The sequence below is a fragment of the Phenylobacterium koreense genome (assembly GCF_040545335.1).
GTDB lineage: Bacteria > Pseudomonadota > Alphaproteobacteria > Caulobacterales > Caulobacteraceae > Phenylobacterium > Phenylobacterium koreense.
On the sequence record NZ_JBEPLU010000002.1, the window covers coordinates 443,538 to 459,086 of the forward strand.

Annotated in this window: 13 protein-coding genes; 4 read left to right on the forward strand and 9 right to left on the reverse strand. The window is 68.4% G+C overall.

Annotation, left to right across the window (positions count from 1 at the left end; translation table 11 throughout):
* The first annotated feature begins 50 nt into the window (after positions 1 to 50).
* On the forward strand, positions 51 to 698 hold the full coding sequence (aat, locus tag ABID41_RS13960) for a leucyl/phenylalanyl-tRNA--protein transferase (protein ID WP_331927869.1): 648 nt from the start codon (positions 51 to 53) through the stop codon (positions 696 to 698).
* Here the strand turns inward: aat and ABID41_RS13965 are convergent.
* On the reverse strand, positions 638 to 1,330 hold the full coding sequence (locus ABID41_RS13965; RefSeq protein WP_354297876.1) for a DUF2155 domain-containing protein: 693 nt from the start codon (positions 1,328 to 1,330) through the stop codon (positions 638 to 640). The genes aat and ABID41_RS13965 overlap by 61 nt on opposite strands.
* Positions 1,331 to 1,332: 2 nt before the next feature.
* The gene (locus tag ABID41_RS13970; RefSeq protein WP_354297877.1) at positions 1,333 to 1,728 is read right to left on the reverse strand and encodes an NADH:ubiquinone oxidoreductase subunit NDUFA12; all 396 of its coding nucleotides are present in this window, start codon (positions 1,726 to 1,728) and stop codon (positions 1,333 to 1,335) included.
* 170 nt (positions 1,729 to 1,898) lie between these two features.
* Here ABID41_RS13970 and ABID41_RS13975 point away from each other — a divergent pair, with 170 nt between their 5' ends.
* Together ABID41_RS13975 and ABID41_RS13980 are read left to right on the forward strand one after the other, a co-directional pair.
* Positions 1,899 to 4,379, forward strand: a complete 2,481-nt coding sequence (locus ABID41_RS13975) for a TSCPD domain-containing protein (protein ID WP_354297878.1) — start codon at positions 1,899 to 1,901, stop codon at positions 4,377 to 4,379.
* A 177-nt stretch (positions 4,380 to 4,556) separates the two neighbouring features.
* Positions 4,557 to 5,375 (forward strand): pentapeptide repeat-containing protein, encoded by an 819-nt coding sequence (locus ABID41_RS13980; RefSeq protein WP_354297879.1) that lies wholly within the window; start codon positions 4,557 to 4,559, stop codon positions 5,373 to 5,375.
* A gap of 74 nt (positions 5,376 to 5,449) precedes the next feature.
* Here the strand turns inward: ABID41_RS13980 and aspS are convergent, their stop codons facing one another.
* The 7 genes from aspS to lepB all read right to left on the reverse strand — a co-directional run bounded on the left by aspS (position 5,450) and on the right by lepB (position 14,450).
* Positions 5,450 to 7,279 (reverse strand): aspartate--tRNA ligase, encoded by a 1,830-nt coding sequence (gene aspS, locus ABID41_RS13985; RefSeq protein ID WP_331927736.1) that lies wholly within the window; start codon positions 7,277 to 7,279, stop codon positions 5,450 to 5,452.
* Between the two features lie 127 nt (positions 7,280 to 7,406).
* Positions 7,407 to 8,741, reverse strand: a complete 1,335-nt coding sequence (locus ABID41_RS13990; RefSeq protein ID WP_354297880.1) for a serine hydrolase domain-containing protein — start codon at positions 8,739 to 8,741, stop codon at positions 7,407 to 7,409.
* Between the two features lie 65 nt (positions 8,742 to 8,806).
* On the reverse strand, positions 8,807 to 11,056 hold the full coding sequence (gene parC, locus ABID41_RS13995; RefSeq protein ID WP_331931200.1) for a DNA topoisomerase IV subunit A: 2,250 nt from the start codon (positions 11,054 to 11,056) through the stop codon (positions 8,807 to 8,809).
* Positions 11,057 to 11,137: 81 nt separating this feature from the next.
* The gene (recO, locus tag ABID41_RS14000; protein ID WP_354297881.1) at positions 11,138 to 11,869 is read right to left on the reverse strand and encodes a DNA repair protein RecO; all 732 of its coding nucleotides are present in this window, start codon (positions 11,867 to 11,869) and stop codon (positions 11,138 to 11,140) included.
* A 174-nt stretch (positions 11,870 to 12,043) separates the two neighbouring features.
* The gene (gene era, locus ABID41_RS14005; RefSeq protein WP_331932492.1) at positions 12,044 to 12,979 is read right to left on the reverse strand and encodes a GTPase Era; all 936 of its coding nucleotides are present in this window, start codon (positions 12,977 to 12,979) and stop codon (positions 12,044 to 12,046) included.
* The gene (rnc, locus tag ABID41_RS14010) at positions 12,976 to 13,674 is read right to left on the reverse strand and encodes a ribonuclease III (protein WP_331932491.1); all 699 of its coding nucleotides are present in this window, start codon (positions 13,672 to 13,674) and stop codon (positions 12,976 to 12,978) included. The genes era and rnc overlap by 4 nt, the downstream gene beginning before the upstream one ends.
* Positions 13,671 to 14,450, reverse strand: a complete 780-nt coding sequence (gene lepB / locus ABID41_RS14015) for a signal peptidase I (protein ID WP_331932490.1) — start codon at positions 14,448 to 14,450, stop codon at positions 13,671 to 13,673. Before lepB ends, rnc begins: the two co-directional genes overlap by 4 nt.
* 179 nt (positions 14,451 to 14,629) lie before the next feature.
* On the opposite strand from lepB, the gene ABID41_RS14020 reads away from it, so the two are divergent.
* Positions 14,630 to 15,544, forward strand: a complete 915-nt coding sequence (locus ABID41_RS14020; RefSeq protein WP_331932489.1) for an EamA family transporter — start codon at positions 14,630 to 14,632, stop codon at positions 15,542 to 15,544.
* Positions 15,545 to 15,549: the final 5 nt, after the last annotated feature.

Below are 15,549 nucleotides of genomic sequence, written 5' to 3' on the forward strand. Positions count from 1 at the left end.
TCGGCCTTCTCGGGCGCGAAAATCCGCCCCAAACCCGCTAAGCTGCGCCCATGAAACGCTTCGGCCCCAGCGAGCTCCTGGAGTGCTATGCGCGCGGCGTCTTCCCCATGGCGGACGCCCGCGACGATGACCGGATATTCCTCATCGATCCGGAGAAACGCGGCGTCGTGCCGCTAGATGCGTTCCACATTCCGCGCCGCCTGGCCCGCACCGTCCGGGGCGATCCCTTCGATATCCGCATGGACACCGCCTTCCGGCAGGTCGTCCTCGAATGCGCGGCGCCCAAGCCCGGCCGCACCGACACTTGGATCAACGGCGTCATCGAAGACCTCTACGGCCAGCTCTTCGACATGGGCCACGCCCACAGCGTCGAATGCTGGAAGGACGGCGAGTTGGTCGGCGGGCTCTACGGCGTCTCGCTGGGCGGCGCCTTCTTCGGCGAGAGCATGTTCAGCCGGCGCACCAACGCCTCGAAGGTCGCGCTGGTCCATCTGGTGGCACGACTGCTGGCGGACGGCTTCCAACTGCTCGACGCCCAGTTCATGACCGAGCACCTCAGCACCTTCGGCGCGCTGGAAATCCCGCGCGCCGAGTATCACCGCCGTCTCGCCCGAGCCTTGGAGGGCCAGGCCGAGTTTCAGCGAGCGGCGGTCGGTCCCGGCGCCGCGGCCCTGCAGGTGATCAGCCAGGCGTCGTAGATCGGGTGCTGCAGGGGGTTCAGGCCCGGTGACGAGGCGTACATCCAGCCGCGGAACGCCTGGCGCGGCGGCGGGGTCGGCTTGCCCGGCGCGGCGCGCGGCTGCGATTCCACCGTCACGTGGGCGATCGAGTCCTCGACCGCCTCGTCCCCGGCGGAGCGCTCGCAGGCGCGAACCGTGAAGACCAGGTTCTTGTAGCGGACTGGCCGACCGACAGCGGCCTCGAAGCGCATGGATTCCGCTGAGATCTTGTCCAGCGCCTGGATCACCGCGACATCGTAACGCGCCCGCTTGATGGCCGCTTCGGTCGGCTTGGCGGCCACCTGCGCCTTGGGGGGCGGAGCCGGCGCGACTTCTTCGGCCTCGATGGGCGGGGCGGCCACCGGCGCCGGCGCAGTGACCTCGGCTGGCGGCGCTTCTTCCTTGGCGGGCGGAGCCGGGGGCGGTGGCGAAATCAAGGGCGGTTGCGCCGGCGTCCCGCTCTGCGCAGGCGATTGCTGGCCGCCATTAGCCGGCGGCGCGGGTGCCTGAGCCGGTTGCGCAAGCACGGCGCCCGCGCCCAGGCTGGCGGCGGCCGCGGCCATTGCGGCGATGACCCGACCGCGCATGCGCATGTCAGGGGTCCGCGCCATGCCTATTCGGGCCGCCAAGCCTCGTAGTCGCCAGCCGCCTTCTGGCGCTCGCCGCCGCGGGCGATCGCGCCCTTCGGCCGCCAGGCGTGCACGGTGCCGGTCAGGTTCGGAATGTGATCGCGTTCCCAGACCTGGCGCTTCAGCGGCGCGACGGTCGGCGGCTCGTCGAACGTGTAGTGCAGCCAGCCGTGCCAATCCGGGGGCACCTTCGAGGCTTCGGCATAGCCATTGTAGACGACCCAGCGACGCTTGCGGCCCTTGTCGTAGGAGTCGCGGTCGGTCTTGGCCTCGTAATAGCTGTTTCCCAGTTCGTCCTTACCGACAAAGACGCCTTGGCGGATCGTATTGCGGATGCCGATGGTCGCGCCGTTCCACCAGGTGAAGAGATTCTTGAGCACTTTTCGGAGTTTCCGGACAGACAGGAAGCGGCCGGACTATAGGCGCCGGAACCCCGACCGTCCAGCGGCCGACGCGCCGCAATATCTTGGGGATAGAAGACTGCCGACCCCCAACATCTATTGCCCGCCTCCTGAGCGCCCCCTAGACTCGGTCTTCGGGAGAACCGGACATGCCTATCGAAGCAGCGAGGATCGAACAGCGGACGCTTGAGCGGGCCGCTTCCCTGGCCGAAGTGCTAGCGCCGGCGGCCTGGACGGATGCCCGTGTCGAGGCCTGGCTGGACTGGCTGGAGGAGGTTTCCGACCTTCCCGCGGCGATCGCACGTTTCGCCGAAGACCTGGTCCGGCACGGCGACAATCGCCATCTGTTCGAGACCGCCCGCGCCCGCGCGGCCTTTCGCCGCGACCTGGCGACTGCGATGCTCGGCGGGCGCATCGCCTTCAGCAGCCCGCGGCCTGTGGCCGATCCTGCGGTCGTCGAAGCCGATAGCGTTCCGGCCGCGCTCTCCAACCTTCGCACCCGCCACCGCCGCCGCGCCATGGCGCGCGCGGCCGCACGCGAGATCAGCGGCCGGCTGCAGGCGGTGATGGACAGCATCCTGCGCTGCGAGGGCGATCCCGCGGCCTGCGCCGACATCCGCTCCAACGCCAACCTCGCCCGCAGCGCCGAAGCCGCCCGCCAGGCCGGCGCTTCCGACGCCATGATCCTAGACGCCATCGCCCTGGCGAAGGCCGGTGAATCCGAGTGGGGCGCCGTAGGGCCGGATGTCGCGGACGCCGAAGCCCTTTCGCTGGTGTGCCTCTCCGATCGAGCGCCCGATCCGAGCCTGGCCTCGGTGTCCTGGGAGACAAGCGCCGTAGCCGTCGCCTTCACGCCGGAGGCGGCCCGCGGCGTCGCCCGTACCTGGACCGGCGCTCGGGGGGCCATCAACCTGCTCGCCTTCGGCGCTGGCGAGGCCTTCGATTCCGAGGGTTTCGCGGCCGCGGTCGCCTTGCTGGCCACGGCGCTCGCCGCCCTCGCCGGGGAGGAGCCGGTTCAGCTCGGCCTGGCGGGCGTGGCCGACTGGCTGGTGGCCCAGGGCCTTGCCTACGAGAGCCCCGAAGGCCTCACAGCCGTCCGTGACGTCTATCGGCACGCGGCTTCGGCCTGCGTCGCTTCCGGCGCACGCCTCAATGGCGGCCTGGCGGTGTTCGACGATCCAGAGCTGGCGCTCCGCCTCGGCGGCCTGGGCGCCTCCGCCGCCCCTTGGCTTGGTCCAGTGACCGTCGCCGAGACCGAGGACGGCGCCATGGCGCGGGTCATGTCTGAAGCCTCGCTGCTCGGCCTTGCCGCCCTGGGCGCCGAGCCCGCCAAGGCCCGCGCCTGGCTGCTTGGCGGCGGCGATCTCTCGGAAGCGCCGGGCATCGACCATGCGGCGCTCAACGCCCGCGGCTTCACCGAACATGAGATCGCCCAGGCCGAGGCCGCCCTGCCCTTCGCCTCGAGCCTCTCCCAGGCCTTCGCCGACATCGACCCCGGCTTCCTTTGCGACGTCCTGGGCGCGACCGACGCGGATCTCGCCAACCCCGACTTCGACGTGCTCCAGCACGCCGGTTTCACGGCGGCCCAGGTCGCCCAGGCCGAGGCCTTCGCCCTGGGCACCGGCGCCCTCAGCGAGGCTCCGTTCCTCACGCCCGCCCAGCAGGCGGTATTCCACACCGCCGACGACCTCGGTCCCGAGCCCTATTTCAACCTGCTCTCGACCATCGCCCACGCCCTGGCCGTGCCGCCGATGGCCGACCTCGAGCTTGAGTGGGACGCCGCGCCCGGCGATGCGGAGGATCTGATCGCCCTGGCCGCGCAGCTCAGCGTCCCGGCCATCCGGGTTCGCCGCGCCCCGCCCCCGGCCAGCCTCGTCCTCGACCTGCCAAAGACCGAGGCCCGCCCCACGCGCGCGCCGGAGCCAGCGGCCGAGCCCAAGGCCGCCGCGACGCCCCAGGAACGTATCGTCGAGCGGATCGTCGAGCGCGAACGCACGCGCCGAAAGCTCCCGGACCGCCGCAAAGGTTACATCCAGAAGGCCAGCGTCGGCGGCCACAAGGTCTACCTGCACACCGGCGAGTACGAGGACGGCGAACTCGGCGAGATCTTCATCGACATGCACAAGGAAGGCGCTGCCTTCCGGTCGCTGATCAACAATTTCGCCATCGCCATCTCGATCGGCCTGCAATACGGCGTGCCGCTCGACGAGTTCGTGGACGCCTTCGTCTTCACCCGCTTTGAGCCGGCGGGCCCGGTGACCGGCAACGACTCCGTCCGCTCGGCCACCTCGATCCTCGACTATCTGTTCCGCGAGCTCGGCGTCTCCTATCTCGGCCGCTCCGACCTCGCCAATGTCGACCCCGACGAGCTTAACGCCGATGGCCTCGGCCGCGGCAAGGACGATGACGAGCCCCAGCCCGCCAGCCACTTCATCTCCCGAGGCTTTGCTCGCGGCGCGGCGCCCGACAATCTCGTCTTCCTGCCCAGCGCCAACCAGCGCAGCCTGGCCGCCGAAGCCGACGTCTGCGCCGCCTGCGGCGACATCGCCGTGGTCCGCAAAGGCGCCAGCCTGATTTGCGAGACCTGCGGGACGCGCGCCGCCCAGCAGGGCGAGGATCTGGCCGGCTAGCCCATCCCAAATCAGTATTTTACCGCGTAAGCCTCTGACAATTACCGCGAATTAAGTAGCATCCACAGGGCCACGGGCGCACATGCTCAGGCTATGGACCAACAGAACCGGGCATCGATGTTCTCGCCTTCGCGCATCGCGTCGCTTCTCGGTGGCATCGCCGTATTTTCCCTGACGATGGCGCCCGGTCTCGCCACCGCCGCCATGGGCGACAAGGACGTGGCGCGGATGGTCTCCTTCGGCGGGGCCTGCGCCAAATGCGAGCTTTCCGGCCGCAAGCTGGCCGGGGCCCAGTTCATGGGCGCGAACTTCGTCCAGGCTTCCCTCGTCGGGTCCGACCTGCGCGACGCACGTTTCGTAGGCGCGAACTTCTCGAGGGCCGACCTCTCCCGGGCCGATCTCTCCGACGCCCAGATGGTCGGGGCCAATTTCGGGGCCGCCGTGCTGACCGACGCGCGCCTGCGCGACGTGGAGGCCCCGGGCGTCAACTTCGGCGGCGCCGACCTCTCCCGGGCGGACCTGCGCGACGCCTCGGCCAGCGGCGGCAATTTTGCCCGCGCCAACCTCGCCAACGCCGTGCTGCAAGGCGCCGAGCTGTCGGCCGCAAACCTCAGCCGGACCAACGGCCGCAGCGCCAATTTCCGCGACGCCGCCCTGACCGGAAGCAATCTGGTCGCCGGCATCTTCGACCACGCCTCGTTCCGCGATGCGGATCTGACGGCCGCCAACCTCAGCGGTGCGACCTTCATCAACGCCGATTTCCGGGGCGCCGACCTGCAATCGGCCAATATCGCCGGGGTCGATCTCTCGCGCTCGAAGGGACTGGATCAGGATCAGCTTGACGACGCGTGCGCCGATGGTTCGACCCGCGTGCCCGCGGGCCTGGTGGCCAAGGCCTGCCATCGCGGCGCCCGCGTGAGGCCGCCCGCGCCGCCACGTCCGCCTGCCCCTCCAGCGCCGCCCGCAAGGCCGCGCTATCTCGTTGCTGTCGACTGAGCCCCAAAAATGAAGAAGCCTCCCGATCGGGAGGCTTCTTGCTATCTGGTCCTAGACCTTGATCCTATCTGGTCCTAGACCTTGATCGGCGGAGCGGTCCGGATGTGCAGTTCCTTGAGCTGCTTGTCGGTCACCTCCGACGGCGCATTCATCAGCAGGTCCTGGCCCTGCTGGTTCAGCGGGAAGGCGATGACTTCGCGGATCGCCGTCTCGCCGGCCAGCAGCATGACGATGCGGTCGATGCCAGGCGCCAAACCGCCGTGCGGCGGAGCGCCGTGACGGAACGCGTTCAGCATGCCGCCGAACTGCTCCTCGACCACATTCGCGCCATAACCGGCGATTTCGAACGCCTTGACCATCAGCTCCGGCAGGTGGTTCCGGATCGCACCCGAGCACAGCTCATAGCCGTTGCAGACGATGTCGTACTGATAGGCCCGGATCGTCAGCGGATCCTGGTTCAGCAGCGCGTCCAGGCCGCCTTGCGGCATGGAGAACGGGTTGTGCGAGAAGTCGACCTTCTGCTCTTCCTCGCTCCACTCGAACATCGGGAAGTCCACGATCCAGCAGAACTTGAACTGGTCCTCGTCGATCAGGCCCAGGTCCGTACCGACCTTGGTGCGCGCGAGGCCCGCGAACTTCGCGAACGCCTTGGGATCGCCGGCGACGAAGAAGGCCGCGTCGCCCTTGCCCATGCCGATCTGGTCCATCAGCGCCTGGGTCGCCTCGGCGCCGAGGTTTTTGGCGATCGGGCCGCCCCAGCCGCCCTGGTCCTCGCTCCAGAAGATGTAGCCCAGGCCCGGCTGGCCCTCGCCCTGCGCCCACGAGTTCATGCGGTCGCAGAAGGCGCGGCTGCCGCCCTTCGGCGCCGGAACCGCCCAGACGGCGTTCTTGGAGTCCTCGAGGATGCGCGCGAACAGCCCGAAGCCGCCGCCGCGGAAGCGCTCGGAGACGTCCTGCATCACGATCGGGTTGCGCAGGTCCGGCTTGTCGGTGCCATAGCGCGACATCGACTGCACATAGGTCAGGCGTTCGAAGCCCTTGTGCTCGATCGTCTTGCCGAAGTCGTCCTCGTAGGACATCGGCTGGTCGATCGGCGAGACGCGCTTGCCGCCGCTGAACTCGGTGAAGACGCCGTGCATCACCGGCTCGATGGCCGCGAACACGTCATCCTGGGTCACGAAGCTCATCTCGACGTCGAGCTGGTAGAACTCCAGGCTACGGTCGGCCCGCAGGTCCTCGTCGCGGAAGCAGGGCGCGATCTGGAAGTAGCGGTCGAAGCCCGACACCATCAGCAACTGCTTGAACTGCTGGGGCGCCTGCGGCAGCGCGTAGAACTTGGTCGGGTGCAGGCGCGAGGGCACCAGGAAGTCACGCGCGCCTTCCGGCGACGAGGCCGTCAGGATCGGCGTCTGATACTCCAGGAAGCCCTGCTCGATCATCCGGTTGCGGATCGAGTGGATGACCTTCGAGCGCAGCACGATGTTCCGGTGCAGGGTCTCGCGGCGCAGGTCGAGATAGCGGTGCTTCAGGCGGATCTCTTCCGGATATTCCGGCTCGCCGAAGACCGGCAGCGGCAGCTCGGCCGCTTCCGACAGCACCTCGACGATGCGCACGCGCACCTCGACCTCACCGGTGGGCAGGTTCGGATTGATCGTCTCGGCGCTGCGGGCCACCACCTCGCCGTCGACCTTGATGACGCTCTCGGCGCGCAGGCGCTCGATGGTCGCAAAGCCAGGCGTTTCCGGGTCGATGACCAGTTGGGTCAGGCCGTAATGGTCGCGCAGGTCGATGAAGACGAGGCCGCCGTGATCGCGCTTGCGGTGGATCCAGCCGGAAAGACGGACGGTCTTGCCCGTGTCGGCGGTGCGCAGGGCGCCTGCGGTGTGGGTGCGGTAGGCGTGCATTGGGGAGTCACTAAGGCTCTGAAAATCGAGGGCGGAAGGGCGCATGGAGGCGCCCGAAAGTCAAGGCGGGTGGCCGTCGCCCGCCCCAGATGCTCGCCACCACAGAGGCGTCGTCACGCGCTCGCGCCTACTTCTCCGGCTTGACCAGCGCCTGATAGACCAGCGTCCGCGTCAGCCCGCCCAGGTCCGGCCCGCCGGTCCCGCCGTAACGCTGGATCATGCCCACGAAGACGATGTCATTGGTCGGGTCGACCCAAAACCAGGTGCCGGCCGCCCCGCCCCAGCTCATGGTCCCCTTGCCTTCCAGAGACCCCGCCTGGCGCGGATCATTGACCACCATGAAGTCCAGGCCGAAGCCGACCGCCTTGTTGAACCGCGTGCCCACCGAACCGTTGGACGACACCAGCGCCGCCTCCGGGATGACGTTGGTCCCCATCAGCTCGACCGCGGCCGGCGAGAGGATCCGCACCCCGTCCAGCTCACCGCCGTTGGCGATCATCTGGGCGAAGCGGGCGTAGTCGCGGGTGGTCGAGACGAGGCCGCCGCCGCCCGACTCCATCCGGCCCTGCTGAGTGAAATCCTGCGCCGGCATGCCGAACGCCTGCTTGGCCTCGATGATCTTCCCGGTCTTGGGATCGCCGACATAGACCGAGGCGAGACGGCCCACCTTCTCAGCCGGCACGTAGAAGGCGGTGTCGGTCATCTTCAGCGGCTTGAAGACCCGGCTTTCCAGGAACTGGCCCAGGGTCTGGCCTGACAGGCGCTCGATGATCGCGCCCTGCAGGTCCACCGCCACCGAATAGTTCCACTGCTCACCCGGCTGATACATCAGCGGGATGCCGGCGACCTTCTGGGTCATCTCCTTGAGGTTCGGCGAGCCGAGCACCCGCTGCTCCCGGAAAATGACGTCGACGGGATGCTTGTCGCTCAGGCCATAGCCGAACCCGGCCGTATGGCTCATCAGCTCGCGCATGGTCGGCGGCCGCCTCGCCGCCTCGCGGATCGGCTGACCGCTCGCGTCCACGCCCTTCCAGACCTTCAGGTCCTTCAGTTCCGGCAGATACTGGGTGACGGGATCGTCCAGGCGCCAGCGCCCCTCCTCGAAGAGGATCATCATGGCCACGCCAGTGATCGGCTTGGACATCGAGTAGATGCGAAAGATCGCGTCGTCCTTGAGCGGCGTCCCGGCCTCCAGGTTCGCCGCGCCATGGCTGCTGAACGAGACGACCTTTCCGTGGCGCGCCAGCAGGGTCTGGACGCCCGCCACCCGGCCATCGGCGACGGCCTGCGCCATCGCCTGGTCCACCCGCGCCAGCCGAGCGCTGTCGAAGCCGAGCGCCTCCGGGCTGGCGGCCTTCGCCAGGGCCGCCGCGGGCTCCTTGGCCAGTGCGCCCGGCGCCGCGCTCCAGGTGATGGACGCCGCCGCAATGGCGCTGGCGAACAGATACAGCCGACGCGTCATGAAAACTTCCCCTCCCCGAACATGGTTGGGTGAAGCTTAGTGGCCGCTCCGGCTCGGGCAAGCTGCTACTTGGGCTTGAATCGCTTGCTGGTCGGGAAACCCTTGGGCGCAAGCTTGCCGGCCGCCGAACGCCGACCCAGCCAGTCGCGCCACTCGCCCCAGACGCGCGTGCGCCCGGCGGTGTCGATCCAGCTCGCGCCCTCCTCGGCCGCGAACACCATCCCGTCGCGCAGGCCGCCCTCGCGGTAGGCCTGCAGCTTCACTCCCTTGCCGCGCGGCATCTCCGGCAGCTCCGAAAGCGGGAAGATCAGGATCTTGCCGTTGTCGCCGATCACCGCGAAGTGGTCGCCGCTCATCGGCAGGCAGAAGGCCGCCCCCTTTTCGCCGGCGTTCAGCACCTGCTTGCCGGCGCGCCGGAAGCTGATCGCCTCCTCCTCGGGCAGGATGAAGCCGTAGCCTTCCTTCGACGCGATGACCCGCTTGGTCCCCGGCTTATGAGGGAAGATGTCCACGATATCGACCTTGTCTTCCAGGTCGAGCATCAGGCGCAACGGCTCGCCATGGCCCCGCGCCCCCGGCAGCTTGTCGCAGCCGATCGTGAAGAACCGGCCGTCCGAGGCGAAGATCAGCAGCTTGTCGGTGGTCTCGGCAGGGACGATGAAGCCGAGCTTGTCGCCCTCCTTGAACTTCAGCTCCGACGGATCCTCGACCTTGCCCTTGGCGGCCCGGATCCAGCCCCGCGCCGAGAGGATCACCGTGATCGGCTCGCGCACGATCATCGCCTCGATGGCCGCATCGGCGTCCACCACCGGCGCGGTGTCGAAGGTCGAGCGCCGGCGGCCGAGGTTGGTGTCGGGTCCGAGGATCGCCTTCACGTCCTTCAGTCCCACGCCCACGAGCTTCCACTGAGCAGCATCGGAGGCGAGCATCTTCAGCAGGCCATCGCGCTCTTCCACCAGTTCGGCATGCTCGCGGCGCAGCTCCATTTCCTCGAGCTTGGCCAGTTGCCGCAGTCGGGTGTTGAGGATCGCGTCCGCCTGGATGTCGGTGAGGGCGAAGGCCTCGATCAGTTTCGCCTTCGGCTCGTCCTCGTAGCGGACGATGCGGATCACCTCATCCAGGTTCAGGAAGGCGATGACCAGGCCGTCCAGGATGTGCAGTCGGGCCTCGATCTTGTCGAGGCGGAACCGCGCCCGGCGCACCACCACCTCGCGGCGGTGGTCCAGGAACGACTGCAGCAGTTGGCGCAGGCCCATGACACCCGGCGCGCCGCGCGCGTCCAGGACGTTCATGTTGACCGGGAACCGGCTCTCCAGGGCGGAAAGCTTGAAGAGGCTCTCCATGAGCACTTCGGGCTCGACGTTGCGGCTCTTGGGCTCGAGCACCAGGCGCACGTCCTCGGCGCTCTCGTCGCGCACGTCGCCCAGCAGCGGAGCCTTCTTGGTCTCGATCAGGTCGGCCAGTTGCTCGACCAGGTCGGCCTTCTTCACCTGATACGGAATCTCGGTGATGACGATCTGGTAGGTCCCGCGGCCGGCTTCTTCCTTCTCCCAGCGCGCACGCACCCGCACGCCGCCGCGGCCGGTGGCGTAGGTCTCGATCAAGCTCTCTCGCGGCTCGACGATCACCCCGCCGGTCGGGAAGTCGGGACCCTGCACGTGTTCCATTAGGCGCGCGGTGTCGGCGTTCGGGTCCTGCAGCAGCACGAGGCAGGCGTCGATCAGCTCGGCGGCGTTGTGCGGCGCGATCGAGGTCGCCATGCCGACGGCGATGCCGCTCGATCCGTTGGCCAGCAGGTTGGGGAAGCCGGCCGGCAGCACCACCGGCTCTTCGTCCTCGCCGTCATAGGTCGGGCGGAAGTCGACCGCGTCCTCGTCGATGCCGTCCAGCAGGAGCTGGGCGGCGACCGTGAGCTTGCACTCGGTGTATCGCATGGCCGCGGCGTTATCGCCGTCGATATTGCCGAAGTTTCCCTGGCCATCGACCAGCGGATAGCGCTGGGCGAAGTCCTGGGCCAGGCGCACCAGCGCCTCATAGACCGCCACGTCACCGTGCGGGTGATACTTACCGATCACGTCCCCAACCACGCGCGCACACTTCTTGGCGGTCGTGTTCGGGTCGAGCCGCAGTTGACGCATGGCGTACATCAGCCGCCTGTGCACCGGCTTCATCCCGTCGCGCACGTCCGGCAGCGCCCGACCGGTGATGGTCGAGAGCGCATAGGCCAGGTAGCGCCGAGAAAGAGCCTCGGTCAGCGGCTCGTCGATAATGCGATCGCCGTCGCCCTCACCGGGCGGTGGAGTGTGCTTGGTCATTCGAATCGGACTCGTCGTTCACGTCTGTTCTAGCCCTCGACGCCGCGGAAGTCGCCGCGGCCGATCGATCGGCTTTCGCGCCTAAAGCCGCCCGCCCTCGGCCAGGCGCTCCATCAGCCACACCCGCGCCGGCGGCAGCGGCTTGTTGAGCGGGCCGAACACGAAGAGCTCGAGGAAGTGGGCGGTCAGGTCGAAACCTGCCTTCACGTCGCCCTCCGCCAGGCCCGTCTGCGCCGAGAGCATGAAGGGCGGCAGAGGCAGCAAGCGGTCTTTGTAGGGTTCCCCGGCCGCCCGGCTGACGGCCCGGCCGGTGCGGGGGCTCACATAGATCAGGTCGTCGACGGCGCCGGTCGCGGCGCACTTCGAGAGATCGAGGCCGAAGCCGAGCTCCTGAAGCAGACCCGCCTCGAACCGCACGAACACCGCCGGCCAGATGTCGGGGATCATCAGGGCGGCGGTCAGGGCCTCGAACGCCAGGAAGACTCCCGGATGCGGCTCGCGCTCGGGCAACGCCGCCGCAGCTACGGCCGCCGCGGCCGAAAGACCGGCCAGCGCCATCCGGTCGTCGAACAGGACTGCAGGCCCCTCCCCGACCGGCTCGAGGGCCGCCGAGCCGAGTTGGTCCGACACCCGCGCCCGATAGCGCACCAGCGTCCGCGCGCCGGCCTGCAGGAACGGCTTCATCCGGCGGGACGCGCCGCCGGCCACGTGCGCGGCGTACTTGCCGTGCCGGGCGGTCAGCAGCTCGACGATCGCCCCGGTCTCGCCATAGGCGCGAGCCGACAGCACGAAGGCCTCGTCCTCGAACTCCATCAGGGATGGCTTCCCGCAGATGCTCCCCCACCGGGGGAGCTGTCAGCCGAATGGCTTACTGAGGGGGCCTCCCCGCCAGGGGAGGATTGCTGCGGAGAGGTGGGACCGCCTGCGGCGGCCCCCTCCGTCACGCTACGCGCGCCACCTCCCCCAGAGGGGGAGGATCTCAATACGTCAGGCGTCGAAGTCCAGGCCCACATCGCCGTAGAACTCCCGCTTGTCGGCCCAGCGCTCGTCCACCTTCACATGCAGGAACAGGTGCACCGGCCGGTCCAGCAGCTCGATCAGTTCCTCACGCGCCCTCTGGCCGATCCACTTCAGCGTCTGCCCGTTCTTGCCCAGCACGATAGGCCGCTGGCTCTCGCGCTCCACATAGATCGACTGTTCGATCCGCACCGACCCGTCCTTGCGCTCCTGGAAGGCGGTGGTCTCGACCGCGGCCGCGTAAGGCAGCTCTTCGTGCACCCGCAGGAACAGCTTCTCGCGGGTGATCTCGGCGGCCAGCAGCCGCGCCGGCAGGTCGGCGGTCTGCTCCTCCGGGTAGAGCCAGGGCCCTTCCGGCATCAGCTCGGCCAGCCGCGCCTTCAGGTCGTCCACGCCAGCGCCGTCCGCCGCCGAGATCATGAAGACCTCGGAGTAGACACCCGTGTCGAACAGGCGCTGGGCCAGGCCCAGCAGGCGCTCGCGCTTGACGCCGTCGATCTTGTTGAGGGCCAGGATCACCTGCTTGCCGGCGGTCTTCAGCCCTTCGACGATCGTCTCGACGTCGGCGGCCGAGCGCTTGTCGGCGGCCTTGGCGCCCGGCTCAGCGGCGGCCAGCTCGGCCTGGACGTCGACCAGGTGCACGGTCACGTCCGCCTCGTCCGCGCCGCCCCAGGCCGAACGGACCATCGCCCGGTCGAGGCGCCGGCGCGGCGAGAAGATACCGGGGGTGTCGACCAGCACGATCTGGGCCTCGCCGGCCATGGCCACGCCACGCACCGGAAAGCGGGTGGTTTGGACCTTCTGGGTCACGATGGTGACCTTGGCCCCGACCAGGCGGTTGGTCAGGGTCGATTTCCCCGCATTGGGGGCTCCGATAATCGCGGCGAAGCCGGCGCGGGTGGTCATTTAGGTCCTTCTCGTTTCAACAGCATCATCGTGGCGGCGGCCTTCTCGGCCTCCTGCCTGGAATGGCCTTCGGCCTGCTCGGGTTCGTAGTCGCCGACGTTCACCGAGACGGTGAACACCGGGGCGTGGTCGGGCCCTTCGCGGCCGACCACCTTGTAGGCGGGCAACGCCAGGCCGCGGCCCTGCGCCCACTCCTGAAGCTGGGTTTTGGGGTCCTTGGTCCGCGGCTCATCGAGCCGGGCGAACTCGTCGGTCCAGAACTCCAGGAAGAAGGCGCGCGCCGCTTCCAGCCCGTCGTCGATATATAGGGCGCCGATCAGGGCCTCGCAGGCGTCGCCCAGGACGGTGTCCTTGTCCCTCGCCCCGATCTTGGTGGCGCTGGGCGCCATGCGCAGCGCCTCGGGCAGGCCGATCCGCCGAGCCACTCGCGCGCAGGCGTGATAGTTGACCAGCCCCGCCATCAGCCGGCTCATCTCGCCTTCCCGCGCATCCGGATTCAGCGCCATCAGCCGCTCGGCCGCCAGCAGGTTCAGCACCCGATCGCCCAGGAATTCGAGGCGCTCGTAATGCCGCACCTTCAGCGCGCCCTCCCCCACGCTGGCGTGGGTCAGGGCGCGTTCCAGAAGCTCGCGGTCGTGAAAAACGTGGCCGATGCGGCCTTCGAGTGCGGCGACCGCGGCTTCTCGCCTATTCATTGCAGGACGTTGAAGAACCGGCTGGGCCGGGCGTCGAGCACCCAGGTCCACGGCTTGAACAGCGATGCGGCAGGATCCCAGGAGAGCAGGATGACTTGCGCCTTGCCCACCAGGTTCTCCGCCGGGACGAAGCCGACGCCGATCTCCATCGGCGCGCGGCTGTCGAGGGAGTTGTCGCGGTTGTCGCCCATGAAGAAGTAGTGGCCCTCCGGCACCACGAAGGTCGGAGTGTTGTCCATCTCCCCGTCCGGTCCGAAGTCATAGGTCACGAACGTCCTGCCGTTCGGGAACGTCTCCTGGAACCGCTGGACGTTGCGGGTGAAGCCGAAGCCGGAATCGATCATCACCGGCGGCAGTTCGTTGCGCGGGATTTCCTTGCCGTTGATCCACAGACGGCCCTCGCGCATCTGCACGCGGTCGCCAGGCAGGCCGATCAGGCGCTTGATGTAGTCGGTGTGGCCGTCGCGCGGCAGCTTGAAGACGATGATGTCTCCCCGCTGCGGCGAGCGTTCCATGATCCGGCCCCTGAAGAGCGGCGGGCTGAACGGGATCGAGTGGCGCGAATAGCCGTAGGAGTACTTCGAGACGATGATGTAGTCGCCTTCCAGCAGGGTCGGCTCCATCGAGGCCGACGGGATGGTGAACGGCTGGAAGAACAGGACGCGCAGGAACAGCGCGATGAGAAGGGCGTAGGCGACGGTCTTCACGATTTCGACGAAGTCGTTCACCCCGCTCGCCTTCTCCGGGTGCTGGGCGGTCTGTGCGCGGTCGGTCATCTTCATTCCTTGGTCCGAAGCAACGGACAGTTCGCCTAGCTAGACGCTGGCCGGGTCACAGGCAAGCGTGCGCCCCGTGAACTCTCTGTCATGGGGTGACGTGGTTGACCCCAGCGCAAGTCGACGCACTCTCAGCTTTCGTGGATTGAAGCCCTGCCCTACGGGTCTATTAAGCGCCCATGAGCCGGCCCGCCCTCCCAGCTTCGCACATTCTCCTCGCCCTGGCCGTGGTCGCGGTGTGGGGGACCAATTTCGTGGTCATCCGGATCGGCCTGGACCACCTGCCGCCGCTGACCTTCGCGGCCCTGCGCTTCAGTTTCGCGCTGCTCCCAGCGGTGTTCTTCCTCAAGAAGCCGGACGTGCCCTGGGGCAACCTTGCCGGTTATGGGGTGCTGATCGGCGCAGGCCAGTTCGGCCTGCTCTACATCGCCATGAAGGGCTTCATCTCGCCCGGCCTCGCCTCGCTGGTCGTCCAGACCCAGGTGTTCTTCACCATCGGCCTGGCCATGTGGCTTGCGAAGGAACGCATTCGCTCCTTCCAGATCCTCGCCCTGGCCCTGGCGGCCATCGGCCTCCTGGTGATCATCAGCCACAACACCGACGCCTCGGTGACGCCGCTTGGCCTGCTGCTGGTGCTGGGCGCGGCGGCGAGCTGGGCCGGCGGCAACGCCTTCTCACGCGCCGCGGGCCAGGTGAACATGCTGGCCTACGTCGTCTGGGCCAGCCTCTTCTCGGCGCCGGCCCTGATCGCCCTGGCCCTCGCCGTCGAAGGCCCCGGCGCAATGATCGAAGGCGTGCGCGCCGCCAACGCCGCCACCTGGGCCGCGGTGCTCTGGCAATCGGTGGGCAATACGCTCTTCGGCTACGCCGCCTGGGGATGGCTGCTGTCGCGCCACCCGGCCGCGACCATCACGCCCATGGCCATGCTGGTCCCGGTCTTCGGCATGGGCGCTTCGGCGATCTTCCTGGGCGAGAGCCTGCCCGGCTGGAAGCTCGGCGCGGCCGCGCTGGTCATGAGCGGCCTGGCGCTCAACATCTTCTGGCCCAGGCTGGAAGGCCGCCTCACGCGTCCGGCCAGCCAGACCGAGGGCTGAGGCGC